Genomic DNA, 20203 nt, shown 5'->3' with positions numbered 1-20203 from the left:
ATATGGAAATTAAGCCGGTACATAATACTATAAAGCCCAACTATCCTACTCTTGAGCTGTTTATGCTATACCCTGAATTGTTATCCCGCAATGTCCCGGGTAGTTGGCTCAGAAACAAATTCGTGGCAACATCACTGATGGCTTTTTTGCTTTCCGGTTGCGGGACGAATACAACCAAGAAAAGTGAAACAGTAGAAATCGTCGATTCATTGGAAACCAATCTTTCCAGTGCAGGACAGACTGTTGCAAATCCAACTGATACTAAAAACAGACTACAGAAAAAAATAAAAAACAAACTTGCGGCAACAGAGGTCGCACCTGTTTTCGCTCATGGAAGTGGTAGTGGTGCAACAGGCTGTGTCGTAATGTCTCCCCCTGTCTTTTTGTCGGAAGATGAAGCCTTGGAAATCATTCTGAACGAGTTAGCATTAGAGGGTTATTCTCTCAGTCGGGAGAACTGTCCTGTCTTTCCATTTAAAGTACCACCCATCGCGAATGAATGTGGTGAATACGATGGAAGAGCAAAGATTCAATTGGAGATGGATGCCTATAATCCAAATTCCAATTGGGTGATTCAATTTATCACGACAGATGATTTCGCCAAATTTAAAAATGATAATTGCATCTCTTCTGTTTCAGGTTATGATACCAAACAAGCGGCTGAAATCATCAATGAACAATTGAAAAAACAAAAGAAAACCAATGCCGTTGTTTTTTATGACCCTGTGACGAGGATAGATTTTAGTAAACCGGGGGACTTTCATATGCATATAAAGTTAGCCAAAGAAGAGTCACAAAATCTATTAATCGCGCAAGTCAGAGATTTTATTCAATGGCTAAAAAGTAATAATATAAAGATATAATATGCACGTAACTCTGCACATTACAACCGGTTGCAATCTGAATTGCAGCTATTGCTATTCGCCGCCTGCGAAACGTGACGATATGTCGCAGCAGGTGGCTTTCCAAACCATTGATTTCATTGCTGAAAAGTACCCCGTCAACACAGGTATAATCTTTTTTGGTGGAGAACCGCTATTGAAAAAAGATTTAATCCGTGAAACCATTGCCTATAGCCATACAAAATCGGGTTATTTTCATTATAAAGTAACTACTAACGGTATTTTTCTGGATACCGACTTTTTAGAATACGCAAACAAAGTGGGTTTACAGATTTCGTTGAGTGTCGACGGGAATGAACAGGCGCATGATACCTATAGACGTTTTCCGAATGGTAAACCAACCTTCTCTATATTGAATGAGAAAATGGACTTGCTTTTACGGTATCAGCCTTATGCCAAAGTGCTGATGACCGTTTCCCCCGAAACCCTTATCTATTATTCGGATTCGGTGGAATTCCTGTTGCAAAAAGGGTTCAAGTATATTATCGCCTCACTCGATTACTCTTCCAACCATTGGAATGACAAAGCAATCGGAGAATTAAAGCGGCAATATGAACGAATCTCCACGATTTATGAGAGACATATCCTGAATGAGGAGAAATTTTATTTCTCGCCGTTCGAAATGAAACTGGCAAGCCATATCCGCCGTAATAATTTTGAGTGTTATCGGTGCCATTTAGGACAAAAGCAGATTTCGGTCGCCTTCGACGGGTTGATTTACCCTTGTGTACAGTTTGTAAAGGATGGTGTGTCAAATCGTCAATATGCGATTGGCTCGGTAGTGGGTGGAATTGATGGTAAAATGCAAAATCAACTTTACCAGGAATCGCAGACGCAAATAGAGAGTTGTGTGAAATGTGACTATAACCTGCGCTGTAACAACAAATGCAGTTGTTTGAGTTGGCAGCTCACAGGGGAACTCAATCAGGTCTCTCCGGTTGTTTGTGAGACTGAACGTATTTTGATCCCGATAGTCGACAGGTTGGGTGAGAAACTATTCAAAAAGGGATCGGCCATGTTCATCCAAAAGCATTACAATGCGATATATCCCATTTTATCAATGATTGAAGATATGCATTGAAAAGAAAACAAGTATGGAAATTAAACCGGTACATAACAGCCGTAAGCCCGATTATCCCACAATCGAGTTGTTTATACAATACCCTGTCTTGTTGTCCCGCCATATCCCGTCTAATTGGCTCAAGAATAAATTTGTGGCTACCTCACTCATGGCCTTTCTGGTTTCGGGATGCGGGACAGGGACAACGAGAAAAAGTGAGGCGATTGAGATCGTCGATTCATTAGAGGCATACTATTCGGATGATGACGATTCTCTTGCTGACATACCCCAGAGTGTGGTTACCAATGTTGCTCCCATCTTTGCACACGGGAGTGGTCAAGGTTCCACCGGCTGCATCGTAATGTCGCCGCCAGTCTTTCTTTCTGAAGAGGAGGCCATAAAAATCATCCTGGATAAATTGGCTGCCGAAGGTTATTATTTCACCCGGAAAAATTGCCCCACATTCTCATTTGATGGGCCACCCAAGGTATATTCCATAGACGGTGTTGTTGAAAATCCGAAAATTGAATTGAAAATGGATGCTCATAATCCAGATTCAGAATGGGTGATTCAATTTGTGACGACAGAAGATCATTACAAATTCAAGAGCAATTTACTTCTCTCCAGTATTTCCCGTTATAACACCAAGCATACTGCTGTAAATATCAACGAACAATTACAAAAGCAGAGAAAAATGAATGCTGTTATTTTTTACGATCCCATCCCGCAAATTACGAACGACGATTGGCAGGAGGGAGAGAAACTTGCAAAAAAAGAGGCCGAAAAATTATTGCTGGCACAGGTTAATGATTTTATTAAATGGTTAAAAAATAATGATATAAGAATATAAACAAACAGATATGAGACGGATATTTATTGTTTTCTTTTTATTCATCTCCTCTATTCCTCTGTTTTGTCAGGAAAAGGGAAAAGCATATTCAATTTCAAATGATTTTGAGATGGATGATAGCGGGAAACTCTCTCTGAACAAAGTTGTGGAATACAGAAGAATTTCAGATGACTCCTCCTGGGGATTTATCGACTCAATCGGAAATATTGTGATTCCGTTGGGAAAATATAAATTTCTGAATCCTGTGGATCATGAAGGAATGATACTTGCACATCAAGGGGAGAAAAAAGGTTTTATAGATATCAATGAGAATATCTTAGTTCCTTTTATCTATGAGGATATAGGTGTCTTTTCACCATGTGTGGGACTGGCTCCGGCAGTGAAAGATGAAAAATTAGGATTTATAGGCAGGAAGGGTGAAACCGTCATTCCATTTGAGTACGATCCTCATATAGGATATTTCTATGAACCGGGGATTGCCATGGTAGCAAAGAATGGAAAATATGGCGTCATCAGTGCTGAAAATAAGATAATTATTCCTTTCGATTATGACCGGATGAATTATCCACAAAATGGAGATTTGCTTTTTGTGTGGAAAGCGGACAAATGGGCTTGTTTTTCTACTATAGGAGTACAGTTGTCCGGTTTCAGCGATTATGAAATTGCGCTTGGCATCACCTCCTATTTTTTGCCGGAAGATGGTAAAAATCTCCCTATCCTTGTAAAGACAAGAGAGAATGGTACATCTCAATCAACTTCAGGAAGTAATTCCGTAAATATAAAGACAACATCATCTGCTGAGATAAAATATGCATACCTGAATAAAAATCACAAAGAGGTAGTCCCATTCGGAGTATATGATTATGCTGAAGAATTCAGGTTGGGACGAAAAGCGATAGTAGCCAATCAAAAGAAGTATGGGATTATAAATGAATATGGCAAATTGGTATTGCCATTGGAGTATGATTTAGTGGTACAGCCTTCTAACTATTCTAAGTACGCTGATATCTTTGTGGCAACCAAAGAAAACAAAGTCACGATATTCGATAAAGAACTGAATATCATCTCTGATGCAGAGATTGTCTCCTATATGAACGATAATGGAACCCTTTTTATGACCGATCATGAAAATAAAAAAGGAGCCATAGACTATCATGGAAAGCAAACAATTCCATTTCTGTATGATACATTATACTGTCCCATGCCAATTTTCGGAGTTAAAGGATATATCGCGAAAAAAGATGGCTGTTATGGAGTGGTTACTAAAGATAACGAGATTGTTCAACCATTTGATTATGACTCTATTTATGCTGTGAGAGGGAACATGGTGTATGTCGACCAAAATAAGAGGGTGGGTATTTATGGTGAAGAGGGAAAAGTAGTGATCCCCTTTGACTATAGTGCAATATATGATACTCATTATAATCATTCATGCCATGAAACTATGTTTCCGGATATAGCACATATATATATCGTTGAAAAAGATGGGAAGATGGGTACGATTGATGATAAAAATAATATCATTATTCCGATTGTCTATGATGGTTTGTCGGGGTGGGTGGAATATGGTCCTGAGGGTCATTTTGTGAAAAAGCATGGCAAATATGGAATCATGTCTCCCAAAGGTGAGATTATTATACCCATTGAGTACGACTATGTAGGCCTGCCAAAAAAGGATATTACAGTCGTGAGGAAAAATGGGAAGTATGGAGTTCTGTCTTGCGAAAATAAAGAAATATTACCTGTATCTTGTGATAATGTGATTTTAGATATTTCCAGGTTCTTGAAAGAGGTATCCGATGGTTCCTGGTCGAGGATGGAAGATAATATCTCACGATCAAAAATAGTGGTATTACAACAGGGCACCTGGAATTATTATAGCCTCGACGGAAAACTTTTGCAATCGAATGTGCCTTTGAAAGAGATAAATGAACATTATGATTATCTTCTGGAAAGGGATGAACCCTCCAATGAACATCCGGATTTTCATATGAAACGAAAAGGAGGAGTACAACGATAATGATCCAATAGTTATTCTAATATTAATAAAGTTTTGTAACATGAAATCAAAAATTCAATTCCTGTTTTTAGCAGCGCTATTGTTAGGCGCCTATTGTTGTTCCCCCAAAGGGGATGGCTCTGTAACCGAAATTATGGTCAATGGAGATAAAATGTATGCTTTTTCGCTGAATGAACTGAGATCCGATACCAACATTATTGCTCTCAGTAGTTTGGTAGAAGATTGCGATTTAGTGCAGCTTGAAACTAATGACGATACATATGTTAACCCGTGGTTTACTACAGTGACCGATAAATATATCGGAGTAAGACAGCGTGATAACAGACCTTACATGCTATTCGACCGCTCAGGAAAATTTATTACTAATGTAGGTTCACAAGGCGGAGGTCCCGGCGAATATACTATTTCTCTTTATGATGATATTATCGATGACAAAAACGAGTTGGTATACCTGACCTCTATGAATAGTGATAAGATAATGGTGTACAATACATCGGGGCAATTTCTCCGGGATATAGTTGCACCTATCAGGCTACAAAAGCCCAAAATGTTTCTCGAGGATGGTATTCTGACTGTTATACATATGCCTTTTGGAAATCAGGCAATAGCAGCACAGTTCAATGCCAGTACAGGTGAGGTGTTGAGAGGGTTGACATCACCCTCACATTTGGTTGTGAGAAGTTTTGATGGTGAAATCTTCAACACAAGGAATGTACCAGGGGTGTTCGATTTTCTCCATACCAGCAGTGATACATTGTATCATTTTGACGTAAAAAATAATAAGATAAAGCCCGGCTTTATGATGACGTTCGAATCATCTGAGAAACCCTTCAAACAGTATTACCAGGTAAATAAAGAGCTTTTGTTGACCTTTATTTTCGGTAAAGGGTTGGTAGCCACAGATCTGAAGAATAAAACATCTTCATGGGTTAAGGTGGTAAATGATTATTACGGGAATATGCCTGCCCCAACCTTTATTACACAACTTCGTAACGGATATTGGGTGTACAACCTTCAGCCGGAACAGTTGATTGAAAATATTGAAGATCGCCTTGCTAAAAAGGATTGTTCTGAGAATGACAAAAAGATACTCAATAAGACACTTTCTACTTTGGAAGAAGGAGCCAACAATGTGGTGTTTATCGGAAAACTGAAGAGTGAAGTTAAAAACAGAATGTGGTGATTTTTTATGTTGATTTTTGTACCTTTGTGATCAAATCAAAAAATAACACAATTCAGCGTATTTAAGTCAGATGGATATACCCAAATTTCTCTTTGCTCTCGCTATATCTATGGTTGTTGGAACTTTTGTAGCGAACCAATCAGTTATTGTGGCGCAGGAACCGCCAGTTTCGAAAAGTGATAAAATTATTGAGAATCCCGATGTGGAACCGATGTACACGGGCGGAAGTGCCGAAATGCACCGTTTTATTGCAACTACATTGAAATATCCTCCCGAGGCGAGAGAGCGCGATGCGCAAGGGTTGGTAGTATATACTTTCGTTGTGGAGAAAGATGGCGCACTTTCCAACTTTAATATTATCCACCGTGCAGATCCGCTTTTGAATGAGGAAGCGTTACGTATATTACAGTCAATGCCGCCCTGGCGTCCTGCCCGGCATAAGGGAGAGATAGTACGCTCCGAAACATATGTGCCCATGTATTTCAAACTCAATAAGGAAGCAATTGCCAATGGAGCTGCTGTGCAGCCTACCCGAGATTATTCCAAAAAAGATGCTTCTTTAATCGAAAATAATACGATTTATACTATCGTAGACAAGATGCCGGTCTATACCTATGGAGAAAAGGAATTATCAGATTTTATAGCACATAATATCCGTTATCCGCGTGAAGCCAGACAAGAGGGGATTGAGGGGCGAATCCTTTGCTCGTTTATTGTAGGCAGTGACGGCTCCATCTCGAATATTGAGGTAGTGGAAGGATCGAACAAAGCACTCAATGAAGAAGCTGTACGCGTACTGGGACTTATGCCAAAATGGATCCCGGGAGAAAATAATGGTGAGAAAGTGAATGTGAAATGCCTTTTGCCCATAGACTTTGTAATAGACGAAGAGCCGATACCACCGTTGAATTAAAAATCCAGTTCGAATACACGCATTCCTGTGTAGGTGTTGATGAAGAGGCGGAAGGGAGTGGGTGAGTTGTCTGCTTGTCTCCGGAGATCGCTGAGTCGAAAGGAGCTATACATTATCTTGGGATATCCTGCGGGATCATTCTCCCTTGAATGGCTCAAATATAGATCGATAGACTCGGAGGATGTATCGCGTAGTAAGGCAATACTATGTTGGATGCTATGATATTCCGTTTCAAAGATCAGATTCAGGTATTCTCCGCCTACCCATACACTCTGTATTTTTACCGGGTCATCTGAATATTTTTCCGGAAAACCATCCGGTTGAATAGTCCCTGTAAATATATTGGATATAAAATTAATCCTGATAGCATCTCCTTCAAGGGGAATATAATTGAGAATGACACGCTGTCCTTCTTGCCCGGAGTAACTTTTTACATCCTGGGGAATAAGTAGTCTGCCATTATCAAGCCTGAAACGGTAATTCGAGTTTTCTTTCACTACTGTGGCAAATTCCACAAAATAATCTTCTATTCTTTCCGAGTCCTTTTTACATGCAGAAAGAGAGAGAAGCAGAGATGCCAGAAGAATTGTTGTATAACTTTTCATTGTCCAATCACTTGTTTCACATCCAGATTGTTTTTGACCGTATTTCCATACATTTCTATTAATTTCATACGAAGGAAATCATCATCCCTGTTGGGTATATCTATTTTGTTGATCTGTCCTTGCAGGTAAGTATTGAATTTTAAACGCTCTTCGTCGGTATATTGCGATGAGAACCGGCCACTGCCGGTCATCAGGTCGTATGCTACATAATTGAACGGGAAAAAAGTGTAGTTGAGGTAGATCTCCCGGTCGATAAGAGAGGCAACTTCCTCCAGCAATTCATTCCTTCCCGTCGTTTCGGGAATAGTGTTGATTGCGTTGTCGATGCAATTTCCAAACCGGAATGTGACATGTCCCTTGAAACCCGTAATTCCGATGTACATGTTTTCAATGTCGTCGGCTTCCGTTTTTTTGTATTGCGGATTATCCCGCTTGAGTTGAAACTCTTTGGCTTTGAGATAGTCGCAGGGATCCAATTCATAGGAAATGGAAAGGGGTACGATGTGCAGGCTCTGCAATTCCTGTCCTGGTGCAGAACTATCATGTAGTGTGAGCATTTTCAACAGACTCACCTGGGTCTTATCGTTCGAATCCTTTGCCCGTCCTTCACGTTGGGCGATCCATGCCGATTCCGCTCTTCGGTTCACCGTATCATGGATATAATCAGAGAGATGTTTCGACACCTCCAGCATCTGACGTACGGACACACCCCGTTTGACGATAAAGCTCTTGTTGAGGCGCACCAGTTCTTCTATCCAGGGGTATATCAATAGATTATCCCCAATGGCTATTTCAGTGGTGGGCCTCTTTTGGTCGAACATGAGTATATTCAGGAAGGCGGCATCCAACACAATATCACGGTGATTGGAAATGAAAAGGCATCCTTTCCCCTCGGGTATATTCTCCCATCCCGTGCCACTCATCTCGGTAGTGGTCCTGGCAATCAGTTGTTTCATTGCCGGATAGATAATGTGAAGCTGAAAATCGTATTTGGTTCGGCATTGGCGTATCATCTCCACAAACTGTTCCCACGGAAGGGGTTTTATGAAAGATTCGGCTGCCCGCCTGAAATAGGTATTGGCGAGAAGCCTCTCGATCGTTTGCGATACCTCGTTGTCGGGTATCGGGCTGATATCATTGAATCGGTTGATCGTTTCTGTCATCGCATTATAAGGTAAAAGGGGATTATCTTTTTATTTGATCCGGTGTTGTCTCGATGATCTCTGTAATGATCTCCGTCATGGAGAGTCCGGCAGCATTCACCTGTTGAGGGATAAAACTGGTGGAGGTCATTCCCGGTGTAGTGTTTACTTCCAATAGTACGGGCTTATCGCCGATGAGGATATAATCGACACGGATAATCCCTTTGGCGCCAATCAGGCGATAGATCCTTTGAGTTTCCTTCTGAATGATCAATGTAGTCTCTTCAGGAAGGCGGGCAGGGGTGATCTCATCTACCTGACCGTTGTACTTGGCGTCGAAATCGAAAAACTCGTTGGTGGTAACCACTTCGGTCAGCGGTAACACCGTCATTCCTTTATTTGTCTCAAAGCAGCCACAGGTCACTTCCGTTCCTTGCAGGAAACTCTCGATGATTACTTCAGGTGCTTCCCTGAACGCCTCTTCGACAGCACCTCCGAGTTGTGATTGCTCCTTCACCTTGGTAGTGGCAAAGCTGGATCCACCCAGATTGGGCTTCACGAAAACGGGTAATCCCAGGGTGGAGATAATCACGTCACTTTGCCAGTAATCATTCTTGCGCAGAAGAATTGAATTGGCCACCTCAATCCCGAAATTATTCAGAAACCTGTTACAGATGAACTTGTTGAATGTCAATGCCGATGCCAGTACACCACAGTTGGAGTAGGGGATACCCAACATATCGAAATAACCCTGAAGCGTTCCATCTTCGCCGGGAGTCCCATGGATCGTGATGTAGGCGAAATCGAAAAGGATACTCCTGCCATCGCCATCAGTGAAACTGAAATTATTTTTATCTACAGGATAAAAACTTCCGAGATCCTCCACTTCCCACGAAGTGCGGCCAATCCTTACCTTGTAGGCGTTGTATTTCTCCTTGTCCATAAAGGAGTATATACCGGCAGCACTCTTCTCAGATATTACAATTTCTGAAGAGTACCCCCCCCATATAACCGCTATATTTTTTTTCATCGTTGAAACAATTCTGAATTACCAACTATAAATTACTTTCCATTTAATTATTAATTACCTTTTCATTCTTCACTCTTCACATTCCCACTTGTCCACCTATCCACCTACACTTCCATACGTTCTCCATTTATCAATAACCGAAAGCATATCGTCAGGGATATCACTTTTAAAATAGAGTTCTTCTCCTGTAGTTGGATGTATAAAGCCTAATGTTTGCGCATGAAGGCATTGACGGGGGCATAAGACGAAGCAATTGGATACAAACTGTTTGTATTTCGTGAAATGAGTGCCGCGTAGGATTTCGTTGCCTCCGTAACGTTCATCGTTGAAAAGCATATGTCCTATATATTTCATATGTACCCGTATCTGGTGCGTACGACCTGTCTCCAGGCGGCATTGTACCAATGTCACATAACCGAATCGTTCCAGTACGCTGTAGTGGGTGACGGCAGGTTTACCGTGATCTCCATCGGGAAAGACACGCATAAGCATACGGTCATTGAGATCACGTCCGATATTTCCCTCGACGGTCCCGTGGTCATTTGCCGGGTTTCCCCATACCAAGGCGGCATAGAGACGTTTTGTCTCTTTCCGGAAGAATTGTCCCGAGAGATTTGTTTTGGCTTCCGGTGTCTTGGCTACGAGCAGCAAGCCCGATGTGTCTTTGTCGATCCTGTGCACCAGTCCCAGTCTCGGATCGTTCATGTCTTTGATATTATCCCTGTTCAGATGGTATGCCACCGCATTGATCAGTGTCCCCGTGTAGTTTCCATGACCGGGGTGTACTACCATACCGGCAGGCTTGTTGATCACCATCAGGGCATCATCCTCATACACAATATCAAGCGGGATATTTTCAGGTATAATTTCCAGTTCTCGCCTGGGACGATCCATCACTATGGAGATCACATCAAGCGGCTTTACCTTGTAACTCGATCTTACCGGTTGTCCGTTCACCAGGATACAATCTGCCTCGGCAGCCTGCTGAATACGGTTTCTGGAGATACCTTCTATCCTGACAGACAAAAATTTATCGATTCGAAGCAGGTTTTGTCCCTTATCTGCCACAAACCGATAATGCTCGAATCGTTGATTTTCTTCCAGGGATTGGTTGGCTATTCCTTCATCATCCTCAGCTAGAAAATCGATATCGTCCAAATCCTGTTCTGTCACAAGCAATCAGTTAGAAAAGTGAATCGTCTATCGCTCCGTCACCTCCCGATTGAAGGTTATTACTGTTGTTCTTCTGTTCGGTCGGTACGGTATAACCGTTGTCAATTGTCAGTGAGTCGGTAAGGACTCCACTGCTGGTAACAATCAAAGTGAGTGGAGATCCGACAGGTATCTTTTCTTCGGCTACCAGTCTCTTTCCTCTGTACTCTACAGCCACTACCAGGCCCGAGTATTCTGCCGGCACTTCCTGTATTGAAATCTGGGTGAATCCCATTGAATTGAGTAGTGCGGAAGCCTGACGTGTGGAGTAATCTGTCAGTTCAGGTATCGCAACCAACTGAGGATTTTTTGAGTAGACCGTCAGATAGATAGCACGTCCCTCTTTCACCTTATTACCGGCTTTGGGCTTCTGGTCTATAATAGCTCCCGGTACGGCATCACGCTGGTAAATAGAATCCACAATCTCTGAATGAAGTCCTTTGGCCTTGAGAATAGTGTTTGCTTCTACAATCTGAAGATTTTCCAACGAAGGTACAATCACATTTTGTCCGTGTCTTGTATAAATGTTCAGGGACAGCAATGACAGTACAACAAGCAGTATACCGCTCGCAATGATCATCAGCAAATTTTTTATGATGCTGTTCTTTAAGATGGATCTTTTGGCCTGTTTCTTACTCATTACAATAGTTCATATGTGTAAAAGCATATACAAAGATACAAAAGTACTAAAAATAATAAGAGAGGGAGAGTTGAGACATGGAAAAAGAGTGGTGAAATATTTGAAAGTGTGCAGGGAGAATAAAAAGACAGGAATAAGATTACTTATTCCTGTCTTTTTAAAGAAAAAATCTTTAATATTCGTCTGATACGGTTAGTCTGGCCCTGCCTTTTGAGCGACGGGCAGCAAGGACTTTCCTTCCGTTTTTGGACGCCATTCTCGAACGGAAGCCGTGTTTGTTCTTTCTCTTTCTGTTAGAGGGTTGAAATGTTCTTTTCATATTATAATATTGTTATTTATTTTGTTTCTATTGTTCCTTTCGACTTCTTTTACGGGCTGCAAAAATAGATAAAATATTTGAAAGAAACAATTCAATAAAGGATAAAAATACTTTTTTTCTCTCTTTCAGCTCTTTGACATGGTTCGTGAATAAGAAAGAGAAAAAAAATGAAGAAAATTGAAAGAAATGTTTTGCGCTTTAAGAAAAACGTTCTATATTTGCACCCGCAATTGAGACAGCAAGATCTTTAACAATAGGGTTCACGCCCGAAAGGGCCCATTCGTCTATCGGTTAGGACGCAAGATTTTCATTCTTGAAAGAGGGGTTCGATTCCCCTATGGGCTACATTATATAGAAAAATTTAAACATATTCGTCAACAGAAATGGCAAATCATAAATCATCTGTAAAAAGAATCAGACAAGCAAAAGTTCGTCGTCTGGCAAACAGATACGTGTCACGCACCACAAGAAATAAAGTGCGGGAATTGCGTACAATCACTTCCAGGGAAGAAGCTCAGAAGATGTATCCCGAAGTTTGTTCGATGCTCGACAAGTTGGCTAAGAAGAACGTGATACACCGTAATAAAGCCAATAACCTGAAGTCGAAGCTGGCTTCTCACGTGAACAGCCTGAGCTAAGATGATAAAGCATCTGGTATTCTTTAAACTGGCTGAAGAGGCTGAAGGGAATGCTAAAGCTGAGAACATACTCCTTGTCAAGGAAAAATTAGAAGCGCTAAAAGAGTTGATTCCTGTAATCAAAAAGATAGAGGTCTTTCCGAATCATCCTCAAGCTTCTGTTGAAAATTATGACATTCTACTCGATAGTGAATTCGATTCGCTGGAAGATCTGAAAACATATGTGGTACATCCTGAACATTTGAAAGTGGGAGAGTTTATCACAAAAGTAAGGATCGGGCGTGCAGCCATTGATTACGAAGTATAAGATTTATATTACTTAAAATTACATAAAAGCAGACGACCGTCTGCTTTTTTATTTTTATAATCTTTTCGTTTATTTTTAAACTCTATGAATAAATATTGGTTCACCTTTAAAATTACTATGTGACTTAGGGAGCGTTTATCTTTCGGTATAATGTCAAATTCTAAATCTTTTCTCTTAGGAGTCTCTCCAAAAGGGCGATTTTCTCCTTTTCCAGTTCGAGCATACGTTCATAGAGAACCGTCTTTTCATTGGCTAACTCAATAATACGATCAATGGGACTGTTGTTTATGTTATTCTTATATGCACCACTCCCCCCTTCAAAAGTATTATTTTGAATGATTACTGTCACTGGGTCTTCCTCTAATTCTGTAATGAGTTCAGGTGCTACATTCAATGCTTTGGCAAATTTTCCTATCATATCATCGTTAATAACTTTTCTTTGTTCGTAAGTAGATACCTGGGTTTGACTAAGACCCATTATAGATGCCAGAACATCCTGCTTCATCCCCAGGGTATGTCGAAAACGTTTAATGGCATGCCCATGGTGAGTGTTTTTTTTAATCATATGCTTTAATTTCTTATTTTCATTTTCGACAAATTTACGAAAAATCTTTATTGTCCAATAATTATTGATGGAAAAACAATAAATACCGTATGGATTTATAAGTTCAGTTTTTCAAAATCTTATTTACTTTGAATTTTAAAAAAATATTAGATTAATTACTATTTATATTGATTAGTTTATGAATTTTTTAAAAAAGTCACTTAAATTATTTCTAAATCAATAATCTATGAATTTTAGGCAAAAAAGTGAAATCAGTTTATTTTCCCGACTGCGAAAAGTCGTTTTAATGTTGTGCCTGTTTGCCAGTACAGGATATATGATGGCACAGGATATTACGGTTAGCGGTGTGGTCAGGGATGAAAGTGGAGCGGTCCTGCCCGGGGCGGCTGTGGTTGTAAGGGGTACCCAACGTGGTGTAACTACTGATATTGATGGTGAATTTTCTATTAATGTAAAATCGACCGATGTATTAGAGGTTTCTTTCGTTGGATACGAGACTGTTTCCCTTGAAATTGGGAACAACCGTAAGTTTGATATATCCCTCCAATTGGAATCGGTTGGTATTGAGGAAGTGACGGTCGTTGCTTTCGGTCGCCAGAAAAAGGAGAGTGTTGTAGCATCTATCTCGACTGTAAATGTGGATCAGTTGAGGGTGCCGGCTTCGAACCTTACCTCTGCATTGGCAGGACGGATCGCGGGGGTTATATCTTATCAGACCACCGGGGAACCGGGTGCTGACAACGCCCAGTTTTTCGTGCGTGGTGTAACCACTTTTGGTTATAAGACATCTCCACTGATCCTGATCGATGGTTTCGAATCGACCACTGACGACCTTGCGCGTTTGCAACCAGATGATATCGAGAGTTTCTCGGTAATGAAGGATGCTGCAGCGACGGTTATGTACGGTGCCCGAAGTGCTAACGGTATTATCTCTGTAGCGACTAAAGCTGGACATGAAGGTAGGGTGAAGGTCAGTGTAAGAGCCGATGTGAATATTTCCACCCCTACCCGTAGTTTGGATTTTCTTGACGGTGTAAGCTATATGAGGCTTTATAACGAGGCTCAGATTACGCGTAACCCGTTGCTGGGAGCTTATTATGATGAACAGAAGATCCAGGCTACCATGCGTGGTGAAAATCCGATGATTTATCCCAATGTGCAATGGTATGATGCGTTGTTCAACAAGTCTACTGCAAATGAGAAGGCCAATATTAATATTTCAGGTGGTGGTAAGGTGGCCACTTATTTTGTATCGGGAACTTTTGAACATGAAACCGGATTGCTGAAGGTAGATAACCGGAACAATTTCAATAACAATATTGATATTACAAGGAGCCAGGTACGTAGTAACGTTATCTTCAACCTTTCACCGACTACTACATTAGATACGAGGATCACAGGACGCTTTGAGCGCTATAACGGCCCATATGAGTCGGCGAGCAATATATATAATCAGATCATGTGGTCGAACCCTGTTGATTTCCCGTTTACTTTTGAACCGGACGAAGCCAATAAATATGTCGAGCATATTCTTTTCGGAAGTACGCTAGTAGGGGGAGCAACAAAAGTGAATCCTTACGCCAGTATGGTCCGTGGTTATGAAGACCGCAATGAAACGACTGTAACGGTACAAGGTACACTTACCCAACAACTGGATTTTATCACACCAGGTCTTAAGGCGAGTCTTAAAGCTTCGGTAAACAGTTGGGGTAAATATACCAGTCGGCGTACCTATTCTCCTTACTATTATGCATTGGAGAATTTCAATCAGATTACCGGGGAATACACGCTGTTTGCGTTAAATCCCACTACTGGACAGCCTTATCTGGGTGATGTGGAGCCGGGGCGTGATGCCAGCGGACAGTATTACTATGAAGCAATTTTGAATTGGAACAGATCGTTCGGTAAAAATAGTATAGCGGGTTCCCTGGTAGGTTATTTACAAGAAAATCTGCTGACGGGTGGAAACAGTCGTTCAATATACGAAACCCTTCCTGAAAAGAATGTTATTACTTCGGGCCGTTTTAGCTATGATTACGACACCCGCTATTTCGTCGACTTTACATTCGGCTATAATGGTTCGGAAAAATTTACCGGTGAGAAGCAATTCGGGTTTTTTCCTGCTTTTGGTACCGGGTGGCTGGTGTCGAACGAAGATTTTTTTGAACCCTATAAGGATATAATCAGTGCGCTGAAGTTTAAATTCACCTATGGGCGAGGTGGTAACGATGCTATTTCCAACCGTTCAGGACGATTCTTCTTCCTTTCGGATGTTGCACTGAGTGGAGGATCGTATCGCTGGGGTAGTACCTTTATGAACGCATACCCGGGTTATACTGTTTCCCGTTATGCCAACCCCAATATTACCTGGGAGGTTTCCACAAAGTATAACGCAGGTTTTGAATTGAGTCTGTTGAAGAGAGAGTCAATACGAATCCAGGGAGATTTCTTCCAGGATTATCGTGATAGAATTTACATGGTGCGTGAGAATTTCCCGAGTTCAGCCGGACTTGAAGCAAGTATCAGTGGTAACGTGGGTAAGGTGGAATCTCATGGTTTCGACGGTTCTATCGATATAGAACACGAGTTTAACAAAGACTTTTGGTTGACAGGCCGTGGTAATTTCACCTATGCTACCAACAAATACGTGGAGTTGGATGAAAAGAACTATCCCGATGCGTATCTGAAGCGCAAAGGACATAACATTAACCAGCAGTGGGGTTTGATCGCCGAGCGTCTTTTCGTGGATCAGGCTGAAATTGACAACTCACCCAGACAGGACTTTGGCGAATATATGGCGGGTGATATCAAGTATAAGGATGTCAACGGTGATGGAGTGGTCAATGACAACGATCGGGTACCGATGGGATATCCTACCACTCCTGAAATTCAATATGGATTCGGTCTTTCGGGAGGTTACAAGAAGTTTGACCTTTCTTTCTTCTTCCAGGGAAATGGACGTGTATCGATGTTTATCAACCCCGGTGTGGGGGGGGGGACCGATGGTGCCGAAGGTATTGCCCCGTTTGTAAATAATCGTAATGCACTACCTCTCATTGCGAAAGATTATTGGAGTGAAACAAATCCTAATCCTTATGCTTTCTGGCCCCGGTTGTCGACTACCACTATTGATAACAATACTAAACAGTCTTCCTGGTGGCTTCGCGATGTTTCTTTCATGCGTCTGAAGACGGTGGAAGTGGGGTATAACTTCTCTGTTCCCACGCTCAGGTTGCAAAACTGCCGGGTTTATCTGACAGGTGAGAACTTGTTTGTATTTAGTGGCTTTAAAATGTGGGATCCTGAAATGGGACGTAAAGGTATTGGTTATCCACCCAACAGAAGATTCAATTTTGGCTTGAAATTAGATTTTTAATTTATAAAAAGAAAACAAATGGAAATTACGATGAATCGAGAGCAAAAACTAGGATTATATAGGCTTTTGTCGAGAGTGAGTAATTTACGCTGCAAACAGGCGAAAATTGCGATTTACACAAACATGATAGTTGCAATGGTGTTGATCTCTTCCTGTTCCGATTATCTGAATGTGGTTCCCGACAATACATTGAAACTGGAAAACATTTATGCCACCAAGGATGACGCGTATAATGCACTGGCTAAAATATACAGTTATATGCCCACTGATTGGGAGACGCATTCTACCATGTGGGAATTGGGTGATGAATACATTGGCCGGATTGATGCCTCTGTACAGAACAGCAGCGGCAACCTGCGCGCGGAACGTATCATGCGCGGTTTACAGGTAACCAGTAATCCTGGTCCCCTGTTGGGAAATTGGTCCGGTTCAGGTGGTGGTAAACATTATTACCAGGCAATCCGCTCTACCAATGTATTTCTTGACTATATAAAAAATACCCGTAACCTGACTGAGACCGAACGTGCCGATTGGATAGCACAGGCTACTTTCCTGAAAGCATATTACCATTTCTTGTTGTTACAGAAATATGGGCCGATTATCATTTCGGACAAGGCGGTACAACCCGATGCCATGGCAGATGATTTGTTCCTTGCCCGTTCGAAAGTGGAGGATTGTTTCGATTATATTGTCGACCTGATGCACAAAGCGATCCCCAACCTGACCGAAAGGGCGGAAGAAATTAACCTGGGACAGGTGGATCAGATTGCTGCCAAGGCAATTCTGGCGCGGGTGCTCTATTTTCGGGCCAGTCCGTTCTATAGTGGAAATAAGGAGTTCTTCGGTGATTTTTATGATCCGACCGACGGTGAACCCTTCTTTCCCGTGAACGACACGCCGGAGCGTACCAAAGAGAAATGGAATGAAGCGCTTACCGCTATTAATGATGCGATAATTACAGCCACGGATAATGGAAAGGGGTTGTATTCATACCCGAAAGAGGTTTATGTGAAGGACCGCGATTTTTACGCACTTAATCCCGACAGGATGAAGAAATACTATGACTTGCGAATGATTATCGCTGACCCCTGGAACAAGGAGTTGTTGTGGGCATATTCGAATGTGGATATATACAGTCAGGGTGAGTTGGCACATTCTACCAACATGAGGCTTCCAGCCGGTTTTGAAGGCGACGTGAATGCTGCCGGTTTTTCATGGCAATGGATGGGGGCAACCTATCAGATGGCAGAGCGGTATTACACCGAGAACGGACTTCCTTTACAGGAGGATCTTACCTTCAACTACAATACAAGGCACGATGCATATCTTACGCCGGGTGTGGAAGATCCCGACTATCCGAAAATTGCCGGTCTGATGCAACCCAACCAGCCCACCATTAACTTGTATATGAATCGGGAGTTACGTTTTTACGCGAATCTGGCCGTTACCGGAGGATATTATCGCTCTCACTTTGAGATAATACCCATTTACATGATGCAGGGTACTAACGGTGGATACAATCCAAGCGTAAATGGTACTGACTTCTATTGTACAGGTATTGGCCTGCAGAAAATGGTTCATCCGGAGTCAAGGTCTTCCAACTGGCAACGTCAGGTGAAATTCCCATATCCGGTAATCCGTATGGCGGACCTCTATCTGATGAAGGCGGAAGTGCTGAACGAGATAAAAGTTCAGCCTGATCAGGAAGTGTGGGATGCTATCAATTTGGTGCGGGTAAGAGCTGGTATTCCTAAAGTGGAGGATGTATGGTCGAATTCCACATTGGCCCGTACCCATAACAAGCATAAAACCCAGGCAGGCATGCGCGATATTATTCTTCAGGAAAGAGGTATAGAACTGGCATTTGAAGGTATCCACTTTTGGGACATGTTGCGTCATAAACGTGCACATATAGAATTTTCGGTTCCTATCCAGGGATGGAACTATCGCGGAACTGCCCCCTCTACTTTCTTCGTGTTGGGTGTGGTACAGGCCCGTCGATTCACCCTCAGAGATTACCTCTGGCCAATCGACCTAAATGAAATGAATACGAATGGTAAACTGATCCAGAATCCGGGATGGTAACAATTGATTTATTAATAACTATAAATATATGACGATGAAGATATATAAGTGGATGTGGGCATTGGCTATCATAATATGGTTCGGTGCCTGCGAAGAAGGTTCAAGGTTTCAAACATCCGGGAGCGATACCACTCCTCCCGGGAAACCCACAATACTCCGATGGGAGCCACTTTATGGTGGGGCGAGATTTTTCTATAAGATCCCTTCCGATGAAGATTTATTGAGTGTAAATGCAGAATATACCAACGATAAGGGAAAAACGTTCTATTTTACCTCATCATTCTATACCGATTCACTTGATGTTGTAGGACTGGGTAATACTGATCCGAAAACAATAAAGTTGTATAGTGTAGACCGTGCAGGAAATCGTTCTGAAACAGTTGATGTTGAAATTGTACCATACGAGTCTTCCATCACCCGGGTTGCCAAAACGCTGAGTGTTAAATCGGGATTCAGTTCTTTCTTGGTTGACTGGCAAAATGAACTGGAACAATTGATAAACGTGTATATATCATTCAAGTATAACGATGGAGGACATCCTCGTGACCTTGTCTCGGTATTCTCTTCAAACGAGATGAAAGAGCGAAGATTTATAGAAAATCTGAATCTTCCTTCTACTGAACCGGTAGAAGTAAGTGTACGGGTTGAAGATCATTACGGTAATTCAACAGAGAACATTCCTTTTGGAGAAATATTTCTTTTAGAGGACGAAGCGCTTGACAAGACGAAATGGATCATTCCCAATGCCAATGACTCTACTGTAACGGTTAATGGTAAAAAGATCAATACCGGTGTACCCGCCATGTTCGGTGATAACCTCGAAGGCCGTATGACGAAGTTGATTGACGGTATTATTGACCGGGGCGACAATCTGAACTTCTTCCATACCGGAAGCCGCGGCCGTACAGGTTTTTCTCGTGACGGAAATATGCCCTGGAATATTATTATTGACTTGGGAGATTACTATGAACTTAGTCGGGTTATTACCGTACAACGCCATACCGGTGGACTTGCCAATATCGAACGGGGACAGTATTATCGTGCTGAAAACTGTGGCGAATTCCGTTTGTATGTATTCAATGATCAGACCGAGCAATGGGATTCAATCTCTACTCAGCGGACACCTATTCCGCAGGGGGTGAGCGACCTACAGATAGTGAAATTAGGTGAAGCGGGTGATATGGCTTACTTCTATCCGGATGATCCGCAATATACCCGGCCCACGCGCTGGTTCAGGTATGAGGGGTTACATTGTTTCGACGATAACTATTCGTCAACCGGAGCCAACTGTATGTCGGAATTGACGCTTTACGGGAAAAAGGCGAAATAGTGTAATACGTTAAAAATAAAAAAGTT

The 20203-nt window shown here is 41.8% G+C and carries 18 protein-coding genes and 1 tRNA gene; 12 read left to right on the top strand and 7 right to left on the bottom strand.

Going from position 1 to position 20203, the window contains the following annotated elements; translation table 11 throughout:
• The first annotated feature begins 2 nt into the window (after positions 1–2).
• From VB073_RS08865 to VB073_RS08840, 6 genes are all read left to right on the top strand, one after another.
• Positions 3–863: a hypothetical protein gene (locus VB073_RS08865; protein ID WP_323403798.1), complete on the top strand. Its 861-nt coding sequence runs from the start codon at positions 3–5 to the stop codon at positions 861–863.
• Between the two features lies 1 nt (position 864).
• Entirely contained in the window at positions 865–1983 is a 1119-nt protein-coding gene (locus VB073_RS08860) for a radical SAM/SPASM domain-containing protein (protein ID WP_323403797.1), read from the top strand.
• Positions 1984–1996: 13 nt separating this feature from the next.
• Positions 1997–2812: a hypothetical protein gene (locus tag VB073_RS08855; protein WP_323403796.1), complete on the top strand. Its 816-nt coding sequence runs from the start codon at positions 1997–1999 to the stop codon at positions 2810–2812.
• Positions 2813–2822: 10 nt separating this feature from the next.
• Complete coding sequence (locus VB073_RS08850) at positions 2823–4832, top strand: WG repeat-containing protein (RefSeq protein ID WP_323403795.1); 2010 nt, start codon at positions 2823–2825, stop codon at positions 4830–4832.
• Positions 4833–4872: 40 nt separating this feature from the next.
• Positions 4873–6015, top strand: coding sequence for a 6-bladed beta-propeller (locus VB073_RS08845; protein WP_323403794.1), 1143 nt, complete (start codon positions 4873–4875; stop codon positions 6013–6015).
• Between the two features lie 70 nt (positions 6016–6085).
• Positions 6086–6928: an energy transducer TonB gene (locus VB073_RS08840; RefSeq protein WP_323403793.1), complete on the top strand. Its 843-nt coding sequence runs from the start codon at positions 6086–6088 to the stop codon at positions 6926–6928.
• Here VB073_RS08840 and VB073_RS08835 read toward each other — a convergent pair.
• The 6 genes from VB073_RS08835 to rpmH form a co-directional block, all read right to left on the bottom strand.
• The gene (locus VB073_RS08835) at positions 6925–7533 is read right to left on the bottom strand and encodes a hypothetical protein (RefSeq protein ID WP_323403792.1); all 609 of its coding nucleotides are present in this window, start codon (positions 7531–7533) and stop codon (positions 6925–6927) included. The two genes, VB073_RS08840 and VB073_RS08835, sit on opposite strands and share 4 nt — an antisense overlap.
• A complete protein-coding gene (locus tag VB073_RS08830) occupies positions 7530–8696 on the bottom strand; it encodes a 1-acyl-sn-glycerol-3-phosphate acyltransferase (protein WP_323403791.1) in 1167 nt (388 codons plus the stop codon). Before VB073_RS08830 ends, VB073_RS08835 begins: the two co-directional genes overlap by 4 nt.
• A 22-nt stretch (positions 8697–8718) precedes the next feature.
• Positions 8719–9705, bottom strand: a complete 987-nt coding sequence (locus VB073_RS08825) for a D-alanine--D-alanine ligase (protein ID WP_323403790.1) — start codon at positions 9703–9705, stop codon at positions 8719–8721.
• A gap of 96 nt (positions 9706–9801) precedes the next feature.
• Positions 9802–10878: an RluA family pseudouridine synthase gene (locus tag VB073_RS08820; RefSeq protein WP_416349518.1), complete on the bottom strand. Its 1077-nt coding sequence runs from the start codon at positions 10876–10878 to the stop codon at positions 9802–9804.
• A gap of 10 nt (positions 10879–10888) precedes the next feature.
• On the bottom strand, positions 10889–11557 hold the full coding sequence (locus VB073_RS08815; protein WP_323403789.1) for a PASTA domain-containing protein: 669 nt from the start codon (positions 11555–11557) through the stop codon (positions 10889–10891).
• A 172-nt stretch (positions 11558–11729) separates the two neighbouring features.
• Positions 11730–11876 carry a 50S ribosomal protein L34 gene (gene rpmH, locus VB073_RS08810; RefSeq protein ID WP_323403788.1) on the bottom strand — a complete coding sequence of 49 codons (147 nt, stop codon included), beginning with the start codon at positions 11874–11876 and terminating at the stop codon, positions 11730–11732.
• Between the two features lie 273 nt (positions 11877–12149).
• On the opposite strand from rpmH, the gene VB073_RS08805 reads away from it, so the two are divergent.
• The 3 genes from VB073_RS08805 (at position 12150) to VB073_RS08795 (ending at position 12821) form a co-directional block, all read left to right on the top strand.
• Positions 12150–12221, top strand: a tRNA-Glu gene (locus tag VB073_RS08805).
• A gap of 38 nt (positions 12222–12259) precedes the next feature.
• Positions 12260–12514, top strand: coding sequence for a 30S ribosomal protein S20 (rpsT, locus tag VB073_RS08800; RefSeq protein WP_323403787.1), 255 nt, complete (start codon positions 12260–12262; stop codon positions 12512–12514).
• A gap of 1 nt (position 12515) precedes the next feature.
• Complete coding sequence (locus tag VB073_RS08795; RefSeq protein ID WP_323403786.1) at positions 12516–12821, top strand: Dabb family protein; 306 nt, start codon at positions 12516–12518, stop codon at positions 12819–12821.
• A 160-nt stretch (positions 12822–12981) separates the two neighbouring features.
• Here the strand turns inward: VB073_RS08795 and VB073_RS08790 are convergent, their stop codons facing one another.
• Entirely contained in the window at positions 12982–13386 is a 405-nt protein-coding gene (locus tag VB073_RS08790; protein WP_323403785.1) for a helix-turn-helix transcriptional regulator, read from the bottom strand.
• Between the two features lie 226 nt (positions 13387–13612).
• On the opposite strand from VB073_RS08790, the gene VB073_RS08785 reads away from it, so the two are divergent.
• From VB073_RS08785 to VB073_RS08775, 3 genes are all read left to right on the top strand, one after another.
• Positions 13613–16762 (top strand): TonB-dependent receptor, encoded by a 3150-nt coding sequence (locus VB073_RS08785; protein WP_323403784.1) that lies wholly within the window; start codon positions 13613–13615, stop codon positions 16760–16762.
• 123 nt (positions 16763–16885) lie between these two features.
• Positions 16886–18847, top strand: a complete 1962-nt coding sequence (locus VB073_RS08780; protein WP_323403783.1) for a RagB/SusD family nutrient uptake outer membrane protein — start codon at positions 16886–16888, stop codon at positions 18845–18847.
• Positions 18848–18881: 34 nt separating this feature from the next.
• Positions 18882–20177 carry a DUF4959 domain-containing protein gene (locus VB073_RS08775; protein WP_323403782.1) on the top strand — a complete coding sequence of 432 codons (1296 nt, stop codon included), beginning with the start codon at positions 18882–18884 and terminating at the stop codon, positions 20175–20177.
• Positions 20178–20203 lie beyond the last annotated feature (26 nt).

It is taken from the genome of Proteiniphilum sp. (assembly GCF_034927365.1).
Lineage (GTDB): Bacteria > Bacteroidota > Bacteroidia > Bacteroidales > Dysgonomonadaceae > Proteiniphilum.
Note: the sequence above shows the minus strand (reverse complement) of the source record. Positions and strands in the feature narration are given on the sequence as shown.